The organism is Bradyrhizobium iriomotense (assembly GCF_030160715.1).
Classification (GTDB): domain Bacteria; phylum Pseudomonadota; class Alphaproteobacteria; order Rhizobiales; family Xanthobacteraceae; genus Bradyrhizobium; species Bradyrhizobium iriomotense.
This window is the reverse complement of sequence record NZ_BSOW01000026.1, coordinates 89,852-101,481: the sequence shown is the minus strand read 5'-3', so window position 1 is coordinate 101,481 and position 11,630 is coordinate 89,852. Positions and strand designations below refer to the sequence as shown.

The window sequence follows — 11,630 nt, the reverse complement described above, 5'->3', positions numbered from 1 at the left end:
CGACAAAATCGGGAATTATTCCCGATCCTCAACTCGCCGCCGTCGGAATCAGCGCCTCCACCGTCACGCCGCCCTCGCCCGAGGCGACGTTGAGCGTGCCGCCGAGCGCGAGAATCCGCTCGCGCATGCCGACGAGGCCGAAGCCGAGCTTCTGGTCGGGCTCCATGCCGTGGCCGTTGTCGCGGATGCGCACACGCGCGCAGCCCCGCCCCTCGCGCGCGCCGCCCGGCTGCTCGACCGGCTCGATCGTGACGTTCACCGAGGTCGCGCGAGCGTGACGGAACACGTTGGTCAGCGCCTCCTGCACGATGCGGTAGATGGTGAGGTCGGCAGTCTCGCCGGTCGCCCCCAGCGCCGGCGAGATCGTGGTTTCGATGGTAACTTCGGGATGCGACTCCCGCCACAGCCGCGACAGCGATTCGAGCGCCTGCCGCAAGCCGAGCTCGGCAAGGCCCACTGGCCGCAGGCGCTCCAGGACGCGGCGGTTGAATTGCTGGAGCGCGTTGATCTGCTCGAGGATCGCGCCGCCATGCTTGCGCACCGCCTCAGTGCTCAGTTCGCGGGCCTCCGACAGCTTGGCCAGCGCGCTCGCATGCGCGCGCAGCGAAAACAGATAGGGCCCGAACTCGTCGTGCAACTCGCGCGCGATCTCCTTGCGTTCCCTGTCCTGGAGCGACACCGTACGCTCGGCAAGGCGTCGCTTCTCGTCGACCGCCTCCCCCAGCGTCGCCGCAAGGTGATTGAGCCGGGTGCAGATCGCAGCGAGTTCCGGCGCGCCGCCGGGCGCAACGCGCGCGTCATAGCGGCCGGCTTCAAGCGCGATCATGGCCTGCGACAGCGATTCGAGCGGCCTCAGCGCGCGGCCGACCACCGTCATGATCACCAGGAACAGCGAAAGGGCAATGGCCGAGCCGATCTCGAGCTGCGTCAGGATGCCGTCCCAGATCTCGGCGATCTCGTCATTGGGATGCGAGGTGATTACCAGCGAGCCCGGTTTGCCATGGATCGAGACGGGAACGCTCACCGCAGTCTGCTCGGGATGAACCAGGCTGACGAACCAGGCCGGCGGGGCACGCGCGTCATCATCCTCGTCCGCGCGGGGCGGCGTCAGCGCGTTGCCCGCGGCATCGCGCAGGGCGATGCTGATATGGCGCTGCCGGTTGAGGTCGTGGGCGATCTGGTTCAGCTTGCCATCCGGATCGGGCGCCTCCTTCAACTCGGCGACGATCATCTCAATGAACTCGCGCGCCAGGTGGATCACGCTCTGGTCCTCCGCCTGGACGCGCGGCCCCGCCTCCGCGACCTGCCGCGCGATGTTGACGCCAAGCCCCAGCGCCAGCACGAGCGCCAGCAGGAGATTGATGCGCCCGCGCAAGGATAAATTTTGCCACATTGCTTTCGCCCGCTGCCCGCGAAGGTTCGTCCATCGGGAGCGTTGACATGACCAAAGCGCCCGATATCTAATCCGGACCGTACAGCAATCTCGGCCACCTTGCATGGTCCGACCCGGGGCGTTCGCTGCGAGCGTTGCCGTGACACGAATTCGTGCAAGACATAAAGGCCGAATTGGCTGTCGGGGGACAACGCCGATGCGCATTCTGATCGTTGACGATCATCCTATCGTCGCCTCCGGCTGCCGTGCCGTGCTGGCCGACGAAGGCGAGATCGATATCCTGGAAGCCGCCGACGCCGAAAGCGGCGAATGCGTGTTCATCGTCGAGCGCCCCGATATCTGCGTCATCGACATCAACCTGCCCACAGTCTCCGGCTTCGAGCTGGCGCGCCGCATCCTCGAGCGCACGCCCGATGCCCGCATCATCATGTTCAGCATGAACGACGATCCGGCCTTTGCCGCGCGCGCCATCGAGTGCGGCGCGAAGGGCTACGTCTCCAAGACCGGCGATCCCAACGACCTCGTCGAGGCGATCCGCGCCGTCGGCAAGGGCGAAACCTATTTGCCGAGCGCGATCGCCCGCAGCATTGCGTTCGCCGGTCCGCAGCTCGCGCAAAATCCATTGTCGAAGCTGAACGCGCGGGAGATGGAGATCCTGCGACTGCTCAGCGCCGGAAAGAGCCTTTCCGAGATCGCCTGGCTGGTGCAATCGTCCTACAAGACGGTCGCCAACACATCGTCGATCATGCGCCAGAAGCTCGGGGTCAAAACCTCGGTCGAGCTGGTGCGGCTGGCGATCGACAGCGGCGTCGCCTGACGAAGCGCCACGCAAGAATTCGGTCACATACGCGTTGCAATCCTGATGTGGCGAGACGCCACGGAGTTTTCGGCATGACGATCCAGACTGTTTCGACCAACAAATCCTACGGCGGCGTGCAGGGCGTCTATCGCCATGCGAGCAGCGCGACCAAGACCGACATGACCTTCTCGGTCTATGTGCCGCCGCACCAGGACGGCGCGAAGCTGCCGGTGGTCTGGTATCTCTCCGGCCTCACCTGCACGCACGCCAACGTCACCGAAAAGGGCGAATTCCGCCGCGCCTGCGCCGAGCTCGGATTGATCTTCGTCGCGCCCGACACCAGCCCGCGCGGCGCCGACGTGCCCGGCGATCCCAACAATGCCTATGATTTCGGCCTCGGCGCCGGCTTCTATGTCGACGCCACGCAGGAGCCGTTCGCGCGCAACTATCATATGTGGAGCTACGTCACCGACGAGCTGCCGCGACTGGTGGCCGAGCACTTTCCGGTCGATGCCAAGCGGCAATCGGTGATGGGCCATTCGATGGGCGGCCACGGCGCGCTGACGGTCGCGCTACGCAATCCGCATCGCTATCGCGCCGCCAGCGCCTTCGCGCCGATCGTCGCACCCTCGCAAGTGCCCTGGGGCACCAAGGCGCTGACCGGCTATCTCGGTCCCAACAAGGAGACCTGGCGCGCGCACGATACCGTCGCGCTGATCGAGGACGGCGCGAAATATTCCGGCTTTCTGGTCGACTACGGCGATGCCGATAATTTCTTGACCGAGCAGCTTCGCCCCGAATTGCTGCAAGCGGCCTGCACCAAAGCGAACCTCCCGCTGACGCTGCGCCGGCAACCGGGCTACGACCACAGCTACTACTTCATCTCGACCTTCATGAGCGACCATCTGCACTGGCACGCGGCGAGATTGACGGCGTGAATTCTTCCTCCCTTCTCCCCTTGTGGGAGAAGGTGGCGCGCTTTGGAGCGCAATTGCGCTCCTGAGCGCGCCGGATGAGGGGTTCTCCCCGCGTTTTTCACTGCAACAGATTCACGCGCGGAGAGAACCCCCTCACCCGTCTCGCCGCTCCGCGGCGAGCCACCCTCTCCCACAAGGGGAGAGGGGTAAGCGGCGTTCGGGGCGCGAAGAAAACCTACTCCGGCTTGCCGTAGTTCGGTGCGAGCAGGCGGTTGCGGATCAGGTAGCTCATGGCGCGGGACCAGGATTCGTCGGTGTTGCCGCGCATGTCGGCGCTGGCCACCGTGACGAGATTTCCGGTGTGCACGTCGCGCAGGTAAATGTTGAGGTTGAGGATCAGGTTCGAGACCTTCTGCACCACGCCCGTGATTTCGAGATCGGCCCCTAACTGCCCCGCCAGCTTGACGTCACAGCCGCCGCAGGCCTGGAGATTGCTGTGGCGGGCCGCATCGCTCACCGGCGCGATGTCCACGACCTGGAACTTGCCTGATTGTGCCAATTCCTTGCGCAACTGATCGCCGATTCGCAGCATGCGCTCGTTCTCCGGTTTCGATCCGTAGAACTCGCCCGGCAGGCTGGTGTCGATCAATTCGAAATCGAACACCGCAAGCTTCGGCTGATCGGCGAACGCGGCCGTACCAGTCAACACAAATAAGGCGGCCGGCAAAAGCGCTCGCATGATCGTGACCTGCTCCTTCTCATCGCGACGACGAAATGCGGGGTTGCAAGCTAAGCCAAATCGGTCATGTTTCAAGGTGGGAAATGCCTCCACCGACATCCAAGCCGGGGAGGACGACAGGAGGAAACATGATCCGATGGTTGGTCGGCCTGATCGGCGTCAGTCTCGTTGGCGCTGGTCTTGCGGTGACGCAGGCGCTCGCGGCCGACCCCACCGAGATCGGGATCGGCTATCTCGGCGTCGCCGGCACCAGATCGACCCTGTCGCTGGTCGAGCAGCCCGCCGAGAATGACGGCGTCGCCGGCGCGCGGCTCGCCGTCGAGGACAACAACACCACCGGCAAATTCCTCAACCAGCGCTTCAAGCTCGAGGAGCGGCGCCTGAAGGAAGGCGAGGATCCTGTTCAGGCGGCGGCCGCGCTCGCCGAGCATAACGGTTTCATCATCGCCGACCTGCCGGCGGATGCGCTTCTGAAAGTCGCCGACGGCCTGCGCGATCGCGGCACGCTGCTGTTCAATGCAGGTGCGATCGACGAGCGGCTGCGCGAGACCGATTGCCACGCCAACGTCATCCATGTGGCGCCGACGCGGTCGATGCTCGCCGATGCGCTCGGGCAATATCTGGTGTGGAAGCGGTGGCCGCGCTGGCTGCTCGTTGTCGGCTCGCATGACGAGGACAAGCTCTATGCCGATGCGCTGCGCCGCGCCGCGGCGCGCTTCGGCGCCAAGATCGTGCAGGAACGCACCTTCGAGGACACCGGCGGTGCGCGCCGCACCGATAGCGGCGTGACGCTGATCCAGCGGCAGATGCCGGTCTTTACCCAGCAGGCGCCAGCCTATGACGTGCTGGTCGCCGCCGACGAGAGCGAGGTGTTCGGCGCCTATTTGCCCTACCGCACCTGGGATCCGCGGCCCGTCGCGGGCTCCGCCGGCCTCGTGCCGCGCAGCTGGGATGCGGCGCAGGACCAGTGGGGCGCCATCCAGATGCAGAACCGCTTCATGAAGCTGAACTCGCGCCGCATGACGGCGCTGGACATGCAGGCCTGGACCGCGGCGCGGATGATTGGCGAAGCGACCTCGCGCACCAATTCCGGCGACGTCAAGAAGGTCACCGATTTCATCAAGGGGCCGGATTTTTCCGTCGCCGCCTTCAAGGGCACGCGGCTGACCTTGCGCGACTGGAATCTCCAGCTTCGCCAGCCGATCCTGCTGGTCGACGGCCGCATGGTGGTGTCGGTGTCGCCGCAGGAAGGTTTTTTGCACCAGGTCTCCGAGCTCGATACGCTCGGCTATGATCGCCCGGAGAGCAAATGCAAGTTGAAATGAGCATTGTAATGCGACGGAGTCGCTGCAGAGATGGTGCGCCCCCTCTCCCGCTTGCGGGAGAGGGATGGGGAGAGGGTATCTCCGCGACGAAGATTCCCCAAGAGGAGCGAGCCCTCTCCCGTATCGCATCTCACGATGCGATACGACCTCCCCCGCAAGCGGGGGAGGTGAAGACAGCGCGCGGACGGACCTTGCGCATGCTGGGGACAGCCTTGCCTGTCGCACTCGCGCTCGTGGCAGCCCCGGCGCATGCCTTCATCGCCTATGTCTCGAACGAGAAGAGCAACACCGTTACCGTGATCGATACAGATAGCTGGACGGTGACCAAGACTATCAAGGTCGGCCAGCGCCCACGCGGCATCGATTTCACGCGCGACGGGAAATTCGTGATGGTCGCGGTCGGCGACGACGACACCATCCAGGTGATCGACGCCAAGACGCAAGGCATCGTCGACACCCTGCCCTCCGGCCCCGACCCCGAGCTGTTCGCCCAGGATGCGGCCGGCAAGGTGCTCTATGTCGCGAACGAGAACGACAACACGGTCACCGTGATCGATCTGGAAAAGCGCGCGCGGATCGGCGACATCCAGGTCGGCGTCGAGCCGGAGGGCATGACGATCAGCCCCGATGGCAAGACGCTGATCAACACGTCCGAAACCACCAACATGGCGCATTTCATCGACACCAATTCGCGCCAGATCGTCGCCAACGTGCTGGTCGACGCGCGGCCGCGTTTCGCCGAATTCAAGCACGACAGCTCCGAATTGTGGGTGTCCTCGGAGATCGGCGGCACGGTCTCGATCATCGATCCCAAGAAACATGAGGTGATCGGCAAGGTCACGTTCGAAATTCCGGGCCTGCGGCGCGAGGCGATCCAGCCGGTCGGCATCGGCATGACCAAGGACGACAAGACCGCCTTCATCGCGCTGGGCCCGGCGAACCGGATCGCCGTGGTCGACACCGCCACGCGCAAGGTGACGAAGTACCTGCTGGTCGGACAGCGCGTCTGGCACATGGCGTTCACGCCGGATGAGAAATACCTCCTCACCACCAACGGCGTATCCAACGACGTCTCGGTCATAGACGTCGCCGCGCAAAAAGTGATCAAGACCATTCAGGTCGGCGAATTGCCCTGGGGCATTGCGATCGCGCCATGACGACACCTGCCCCCATCGCCGCCTCGACCGAAAGCGCGCCCCGGCCTGACCCGGCCGCGGTGCCTGCGCTGTCGATCGACGGCATCAGCCACGCCTATGGCCCGCGCCGCGCGCTGATCGACGTCTCCTTCACGGTCGCGCCGGCGAGCTTCACGGCACTGCTCGGCCTCAACGGCGCCGGCAAGAGCACGCTGTTCTCGCTGATCACGCGACTGTTCGGCATCCAGACCGGCCGCGTCGGCATTTTCGGCCATGACATCAGCCAAAATCCCGGCGAGGCGCTGCGGCTGCTCGGGGTCGTGTTCCAGCCGCGCACGCTCGACCTCGATCTGTCGCTGACGCAGAACCTGCTCTACCACGCCGCCTTGCACGGCATCAGCCGGCGCGAGGCCGCCGCGCGCACCGCCGAGCTGCTCGGCCGCATCGGCCTTGCCGATCGTGCCGGCAACAAGGTGCGCGATCTCTCGGGCGGGCAGATGCGGCGCCTCGAGATTGCGCGCGCGCTGCTGCACCGGCCGCGCCTGTTGCTGCTGGACGAGCCGACCGTCGGCCTCGACGTCAAGGCCCGCGCCGACATCATCAGCCATGTCCGCCAGCTTGTGACCGAACAAGGCATTGGCGTACTCTGGGCCACCCATCTGTTCGACGAGATCACGGGAAATGACGACCTCGTGGTGCTGCACCAGGGCAAGGTGCTGGCGAAGGGACCGGTCGGCCGCGTGATCGCCGAGGCCGGTGCGCAGGACGTCAATTCCGCCTTCATGCGCCTCACCGGGGCGCAGACAATGCCGGGAGGCGGCGCATGAGCAGCATCACCACGCGCGACGCCACGCCGCGCGGCTTCCCGCTCTCGGCCTACATGACCTGCCTCACCGGCATCGTCTGGCGCGAAGGCCTGCGCTTCCTGCACCAGCGCGAACGCTTCGTCTCCGCGCTGGTGCGTCCGCTGGTCTGGCTGTTCATCTTCGCCGCCGGCTTCCGTCAGGTCCTCGGCATCTCGATCATCCCGCCCTACGAGACCTACATCCTCTACGAGGTCTATATCGCGCCCGGGCTGATGGCGATGATCCAGCTCTTCAACGGCATGCAGTCCTCGCTCTCGATGGTCTATGACCGCGAGATGGGCAATATGCGCACGCTCCTGGTGAGCCCGCTGCCGCGCTGGTTCCTCTTGTTCTGCAAGCTGCTCGCGGGCACCGCGGTGTCGCTCTTGCAGGTCTACGCGTTCCTGATCATCGCCTGGGCCTGGGACATCACCCCGCCGCCGCTCGGCTACCTCACGGTGCTGCCGGCGCTGATCCTGTCGGGGCTGATGCTGGGATCGCTGGGCATGCTGATCTCCTCCGGCATCAAGCAGCTCGAGAATTTCGCCGGCGTGATGAACTTCGTGATCTTCCCGATGTTCTTTGCCTCGTCGGCGCTTTACCCGCTGTGGCGGGTGCAGGAAGGCAGCCCGTATCTCTATTACGTCTGCCAGGCCAATCCGTTCACCCATGCGGTCGAGCTGATCCGCTTTGCGCTTTATGGGCAGATCAACTGGATTTCGCTGGCGGTGGTCGCGGCCTGCACAATCGTCTTCATGATCGGCGCGATCTATGCCTATGATCCGTCGCGAGGGCTGGCGCGACGCGGGCCCGCGGGAGGCGAAGGATGAGATTTCGGATCGTGGCCATAGCAGCCCTGGCGCTCGCGGCATCGTCCGCGGCCTCGCGGGCGGCCGATCCGCGCTATCCCGACTGGCCCTGCACGCAGGCAAAAGTCCCGGAAGTCTCACTCGCCGCGGTCTGGGCCGGCCCGCCCCTCGATGACGTCCAGGACAAGTGGAAGGACAATGCCAAGGTCGGCGCGCTGGTATCGAAACTGGCGGCGCGGAAGACGCCGCTGGATGACGCGGAAAAATCCGTGAAGGAGTTTTTGGCAAGCTCCGCCTCCGACAAGACCGCCAATGCCAAGCTGCTGTTCGCCGGCCTGTTCGATACGCTCAACGCCCAGCGCTCCTCGGTCATGAACGGGCTCGAGCGCGTCACCCGCAAGCAGCGCGAGGCCGCCGACAGGATCCGCGACGACACGATCGAGCTCCAGAGGCTGCAGGACGCGACCCCACGCGACGACAGCAAGGTCGACGCGCTGTCCAACCAGTTGATCTGGGAAACCCGCATCTTCGAGGACCGCCGCAAGGTGGTTCGCTTCGTCTGCGAGGTGCCGACCGCGATCGACCAGCGCCTGTTCGCGCTCGGGCGCGTGATCCAGCAGGAAATGGAATAGCGTCAGCCTCGCTGACGCCTCAACGCAGAAAGTTCCAGCGCTCCCCGGCGGGAATCGTTAACCTTTGCTGCACTGTCGGCCGGAACCAAATCGATCTAGGATGTCTTGTCGAAGTGAATCCTAGACGTCGGGAGGCATCGATGGGAACAGCAAGACTTCTTCTCGCCAGCGCTGCGGCCATCGGCATGCTTGCGTCAGCGGCTGTCGCCGAAGACAACATGAACGGAATGATCACCAAGATCGACCGGCTCAACAGCACCATTTCGATCCAGCAGGTGCAGGGTGGCACGGTCGGCGCCAATGGCGGCGCGACGGGCCCGGTGCAGGAGTTCAAGGCCAAGGATGCCGGCATGCTTGAGAGCGTCCACGCCGGCGATCGCGTGAGCTTCTCCACTGAGGCCAACGGCTCCAGGACCATCACCAAGCTGCAAAAGGCGAAGTAGCGGCGCCTCGCGCGCGCCCGTCATTTGCCTTCGTCCGGCCGCGGCTCCGGCTGCGCCTCCGCTGTCATCAGCCTGGCGCGTTCCCAGCCGTCGGTGCCGTCGGGATACCAGGCGACATTGGCGTAGCCGTAGGCGAGCGCGCGCTTGGCCGCGTTCCACGACATCCAGCAGTCGGCGAGGCAGTAGATCACCAGCAGCGCCGACTTGCTGCCGTGCGAGGCGCGTTCAAGGCCGCGGCGGAAATAGTCGTCCATCGCCGGCGGCAACGTGCCGTAGCCGGTATCGGGCAGCCAGATGCTGCCGGGGATGTCGAAGCGCGGCGTATCGCGCCAGACCGTACCCGCGGGAAGATTCCTGGGTTTCGGCGGGCGCGGCATCACGTCGATGAAGGCGCCCCGCTTCTCGTGCCAGATCGCTTCCGCCTGCGCCGTCGTCAGCACGCGCGCGCCGGCAAGCGTCGCCGGCACCGGAGCGCGGTAGTTGTCGGTGCGATAGCCCTCCGGCTCAAACGGCTCCTGCTGCTGCGCGAGCGCCGGAGCAACAAGCGCTGCGACAACGAGCGCAGCGGCAAGATGCCGCTTCATGAGAACATACTCATGGTGATTTCGTCATAGCTATTTCTTGGCAGTCTCCGCGCCGAGCGGCCGGTCGCTCTCATCGAGCAGCGGCACGCCGAAATCGACCAGGATCTTGTTGATCTCGGCCTGGTTCTCCTGGATGAGACGGTTGAGCTGCCGCTTCCAGTTCTGGTCGGCGGGACGCACACCCATGCCGATGCGATAGATGAGCTTTGGCCCGGTGGTCTCCTTCACCAGCGGAGTGACATGGAGCGGCTGCGCGGCCTTCTTGGCGTAGAAGCCGGCCATCGGGCCCCACAGCACGCCGGCATCGATCGTGCCGGCGGTGAGATCGTCGACCATCGCCTGCGCCGAATTGTCGAAGCGCGTGTCGATCATCAAAGGATACGGCTTTGCGTTCACCATCAGGCCCGCGATCGCCATGTTCGTCGCCGGCGGGGTGCCTGCGATGATGCCGATATGCTTGCCCTTCAGCCGCGCGTCCTCGAGCGTGTCCACGTCCTCGAGTCCGCTGCCGGCCTTGGCGATCAGCGCATAGGAGGTGCGGTAATAGGGATTGGTGCCCTGGACGAGATCGTCGCCTTGTGGAAAGCCCATGATGACGTCGCAGCGATGCGCGCCCAGCGTCATGCGCACGAAGCCGGTCGCCTGCGGGAAGAAGACGTAGTCGAGCTTTTTCTGGAGCTTCTCGGCGAAGAATTCCGCAAGCTTGTTCTCGAAACCTTCGTGCTTCTCGTTGGAGAACGGCAGGTTGCGCGGATCGGCGCAGACGCGCAGCACTTTTGGATCGACAAGCTCGAACGAGAGATCGCCGCTGTCAGTAGTCTGCGCGCGCGCGGCGCCTCCAGCGACAGATAGTGCAGCAATCGCCAACACCGAGAACAACCAGCGACGATGTCGTCCGGCCTCCGTCATCGCGCTTCCTCCTGTTTTCTTGATTGAATGCTATCCATGGATCACGTTACGCGCCATGGTTTGCGAAGTTTCTGGTGACTTCGCCTGATGACTCGACTTGTTGCAGTGCAATGCAGCGCGACGGTCGGAACTGGGGCGTAAAGATGGCGCATGTCGCTCGGCTGATCGCGGTGCTTGCCCTGCTGGGGCTGCCGACGCTAGCACGCGCAACCCCACCTGAATTGCCTGTGAGCGAAGTCGCCCCCGGAATTTTCGTGCACGCCGGGTCAATTGCCCTGATGAATTCCGAGAACGAGGGCGCCATCGCCAATGTCGGCTTCATCATCGGCGAGGACGCGGTCGCTGTGATCGACACCGGCGGCAGCGCCCGCGAGGGCGAGGCACTGCTTTCTGCCGTGCGGGCGCGGACCGACAAGCCGATCCGCTATGTCATCAACACCCACGGCCATCCCGACCACGTCTTCGGCAATATCGCCTTCGCGCGCGACGGCACGAGCTTCGTCGGCCATGCCAAACTGCCGCAGGCGCTTGCGACGCGCGGATCCTTTTATCTCGACAATTTCCGCCGGACCATGGGCGCGGAGCTGATCGATCCCGTCAGAATCGTGCCGCCGACGCTGCTCGTCACCGACACGCTGCGGCTCGACCTGGGATCGCGCAGTCTCGTCCTCAAGGCGTGGCCGGCCGCGCACAGCGACAATGACCTGACGGTGTTGGACGAGGCGAGCAAAACGCTGTTTGCCGGCGATCTCGTCTTCCTCGGCCATGTTCCCGTGATGGACGGCAGCATCCTAGGCTGGCTCGGTGCGCTCAAGCAGCTCGAAACCCTTCCAGCGCAGCGCGTCGTTCCCGGTCACGGTCCCGTGAGCGATTGGCCCGCAGCGCTCGCCGATGAGCGTCGTTATCTCGAGACCTTGCTCGCCGACGTCCGCGCTCTCAATCAAAAGGGCGAGCCGATCCGGGCGGCTGCGGACAAGGCGGGCGCAAGCGAGCGAGGGCGCTGGCAATTGTTCGACGACTACAACGCACGCAACGCAACCGCAGCATTTTCGGAAATTGAATGGGAGTAGCGGTCGCGCTACGCTGCGGCCCTGCTTCG

General features: G+C 64.8%; 13 protein-coding genes. 9 read left to right on the top strand and 4 right to left on the bottom strand.

What is annotated here, in order from left to right:
* Positions 1-28: 28 nt before the first annotated feature.
* Positions 29-1,393: an ATP-binding protein gene (locus QQL28_RS31600; RefSeq protein WP_284271780.1), complete on the bottom strand. Its 1,365-nt coding sequence runs from the start codon at positions 1,391-1,393 to the stop codon at positions 29-31.
* Between the two features lie 196 nt (positions 1,394-1,589).
* Between QQL28_RS31600 and QQL28_RS31595 the strand changes: the two genes are divergently transcribed.
* The gene (locus QQL28_RS31595) at positions 1,590-2,210 is read left to right on the top strand and encodes a response regulator (protein ID WP_284271777.1); all 621 of its coding nucleotides are present in this window, start codon (positions 1,590-1,592) and stop codon (positions 2,208-2,210) included.
* Positions 2,211-2,284: 74 nt separating this feature from the next.
* Positions 2,285-3,130, top strand: a complete 846-nt coding sequence (fghA, locus tag QQL28_RS31590; RefSeq protein ID WP_284271775.1) for an S-formylglutathione hydrolase — start codon at positions 2,285-2,287, stop codon at positions 3,128-3,130.
* A gap of 214 nt (positions 3,131-3,344) precedes the next feature.
* Here fghA and QQL28_RS31585 read toward each other — a convergent pair whose 3' ends face one another.
* On the bottom strand, positions 3,345-3,848 hold the full coding sequence (locus QQL28_RS31585; protein ID WP_284271774.1) for a DUF3280 domain-containing protein: 504 nt from the start codon (positions 3,846-3,848) through the stop codon (positions 3,345-3,347).
* Positions 3,849-3,976: 128 nt separating this feature from the next.
* Between QQL28_RS31585 and QQL28_RS31580 the strand changes: the two genes are divergently transcribed.
* From QQL28_RS31580 to QQL28_RS31555, 6 genes are all read left to right on the top strand, one after another.
* On the top strand, positions 3,977-5,173 hold the full coding sequence (locus QQL28_RS31580; RefSeq protein ID WP_284271773.1) for an ABC transporter substrate-binding protein: 1,197 nt from the start codon (positions 3,977-3,979) through the stop codon (positions 5,171-5,173).
* 197 nt (positions 5,174-5,370) lie between these two features.
* Positions 5,371-6,330, top strand: coding sequence for a YVTN family beta-propeller repeat protein (locus tag QQL28_RS31575; RefSeq protein WP_284271771.1), 960 nt, complete (start codon positions 5,371-5,373; stop codon positions 6,328-6,330).
* On the top strand, positions 6,327-7,136 hold the full coding sequence (locus QQL28_RS31570; protein WP_284271770.1) for an ABC transporter ATP-binding protein: 810 nt from the start codon (positions 6,327-6,329) through the stop codon (positions 7,134-7,136). The genes QQL28_RS31575 and QQL28_RS31570 overlap by 4 nt, the downstream gene beginning before the upstream one ends.
* The gene (locus QQL28_RS31565; RefSeq protein WP_284271769.1) at positions 7,133-7,984 is read left to right on the top strand and encodes an ABC transporter permease; all 852 of its coding nucleotides are present in this window, start codon (positions 7,133-7,135) and stop codon (positions 7,982-7,984) included. The genes QQL28_RS31570 and QQL28_RS31565 overlap by 4 nt, the downstream gene beginning before the upstream one ends.
* Complete coding sequence (locus QQL28_RS31560; protein ID WP_284271768.1) at positions 7,981-8,595, top strand: hypothetical protein; 615 nt, start codon at positions 7,981-7,983, stop codon at positions 8,593-8,595. Before QQL28_RS31565 ends, QQL28_RS31560 begins: the two co-directional genes overlap by 4 nt.
* A 140-nt stretch (positions 8,596-8,735) precedes the next feature.
* Positions 8,736-9,038 (top strand): copper-binding protein, encoded by a 303-nt coding sequence (locus QQL28_RS31555; protein ID WP_284271767.1) that lies wholly within the window; start codon positions 8,736-8,738, stop codon positions 9,036-9,038.
* Positions 9,039-9,058: 20 nt separating this feature from the next.
* Here the strand turns inward: QQL28_RS31555 and QQL28_RS31550 are convergent, their stop codons facing one another.
* Positions 9,059-9,622, bottom strand: coding sequence for a PQQ-dependent catabolism-associated CXXCW motif protein (locus tag QQL28_RS31550; protein WP_284271766.1), 564 nt, complete (start codon positions 9,620-9,622; stop codon positions 9,059-9,061).
* Positions 9,623-9,652: 30 nt separating this feature from the next.
* Positions 9,653-10,531: a substrate-binding domain-containing protein gene (locus QQL28_RS31545; protein WP_284271765.1), complete on the bottom strand. Its 879-nt coding sequence runs from the start codon at positions 10,529-10,531 to the stop codon at positions 9,653-9,655.
* Positions 10,532-10,674: 143 nt separating this feature from the next.
* Here QQL28_RS31545 and QQL28_RS31540 point away from each other — a divergent pair, with 143 nt between their 5' ends.
* On the top strand, positions 10,675-11,601 hold the full coding sequence (locus QQL28_RS31540) for a quinoprotein relay system zinc metallohydrolase 2 (protein WP_284271764.1): 927 nt from the start codon (positions 10,675-10,677) through the stop codon (positions 11,599-11,601).
* Positions 11,602-11,630 lie beyond the last annotated feature (29 nt).

What these genes read in the sequence shown, in the direction of transcription:
- QQL28_RS31600 (WP_284271780.1), bottom strand. Translation starts at nt 1,393, where the DNA reads ATGTGGCAAAATTTATCCTTGCGCGGGCGCATCAATCTCCTGCTGGCG.
- QQL28_RS31595 (WP_284271777.1), top strand. Translation starts at nt 1,590, where the DNA reads ATGCGCATTCTGATCGTTGACGATCATCCTATCGTCGCCTCCGGCTGC.
- fghA (WP_284271775.1), top strand. Translation starts at nt 2,285, where the DNA reads ATGACGATCCAGACTGTTTCGACCAACAAATCCTACGGCGGCGTGCAG.
- QQL28_RS31585 (WP_284271774.1), bottom strand. Translation starts at nt 3,848, where the DNA reads ATGCGAGCGCTTTTGCCGGCCGCCTTATTTGTGTTGACTGGTACGGCC.
- QQL28_RS31580 (WP_284271773.1), top strand. Translation starts at nt 3,977, where the DNA reads ATGATCCGATGGTTGGTCGGCCTGATCGGCGTCAGTCTCGTTGGCGCT.
- QQL28_RS31575 (WP_284271771.1), top strand. Translation starts at nt 5,371, where the DNA reads ATGCTGGGGACAGCCTTGCCTGTCGCACTCGCGCTCGTGGCAGCCCCG.
- QQL28_RS31570 (WP_284271770.1), top strand. Translation starts at nt 6,327, where the DNA reads ATGACGACACCTGCCCCCATCGCCGCCTCGACCGAAAGCGCGCCCCGG.
- QQL28_RS31565 (WP_284271769.1), top strand. Translation starts at nt 7,133, where the DNA reads ATGAGCAGCATCACCACGCGCGACGCCACGCCGCGCGGCTTCCCGCTC.
- QQL28_RS31560 (WP_284271768.1), top strand. Translation starts at nt 7,981, where the DNA reads ATGAGATTTCGGATCGTGGCCATAGCAGCCCTGGCGCTCGCGGCATCG.
- QQL28_RS31555 (WP_284271767.1), top strand. Translation starts at nt 8,736, where the DNA reads ATGGGAACAGCAAGACTTCTTCTCGCCAGCGCTGCGGCCATCGGCATG.
- QQL28_RS31550 (WP_284271766.1), bottom strand. Translation starts at nt 9,622, where the DNA reads ATGAAGCGGCATCTTGCCGCTGCGCTCGTTGTCGCAGCGCTTGTTGCT.
- QQL28_RS31545 (WP_284271765.1), bottom strand. Translation starts at nt 10,531, where the DNA reads ATGACGGAGGCCGGACGACATCGTCGCTGGTTGTTCTCGGTGTTGGCG.
- QQL28_RS31540 (WP_284271764.1), top strand. Translation starts at nt 10,675, where the DNA reads ATGGCGCATGTCGCTCGGCTGATCGCGGTGCTTGCCCTGCTGGGGCTG.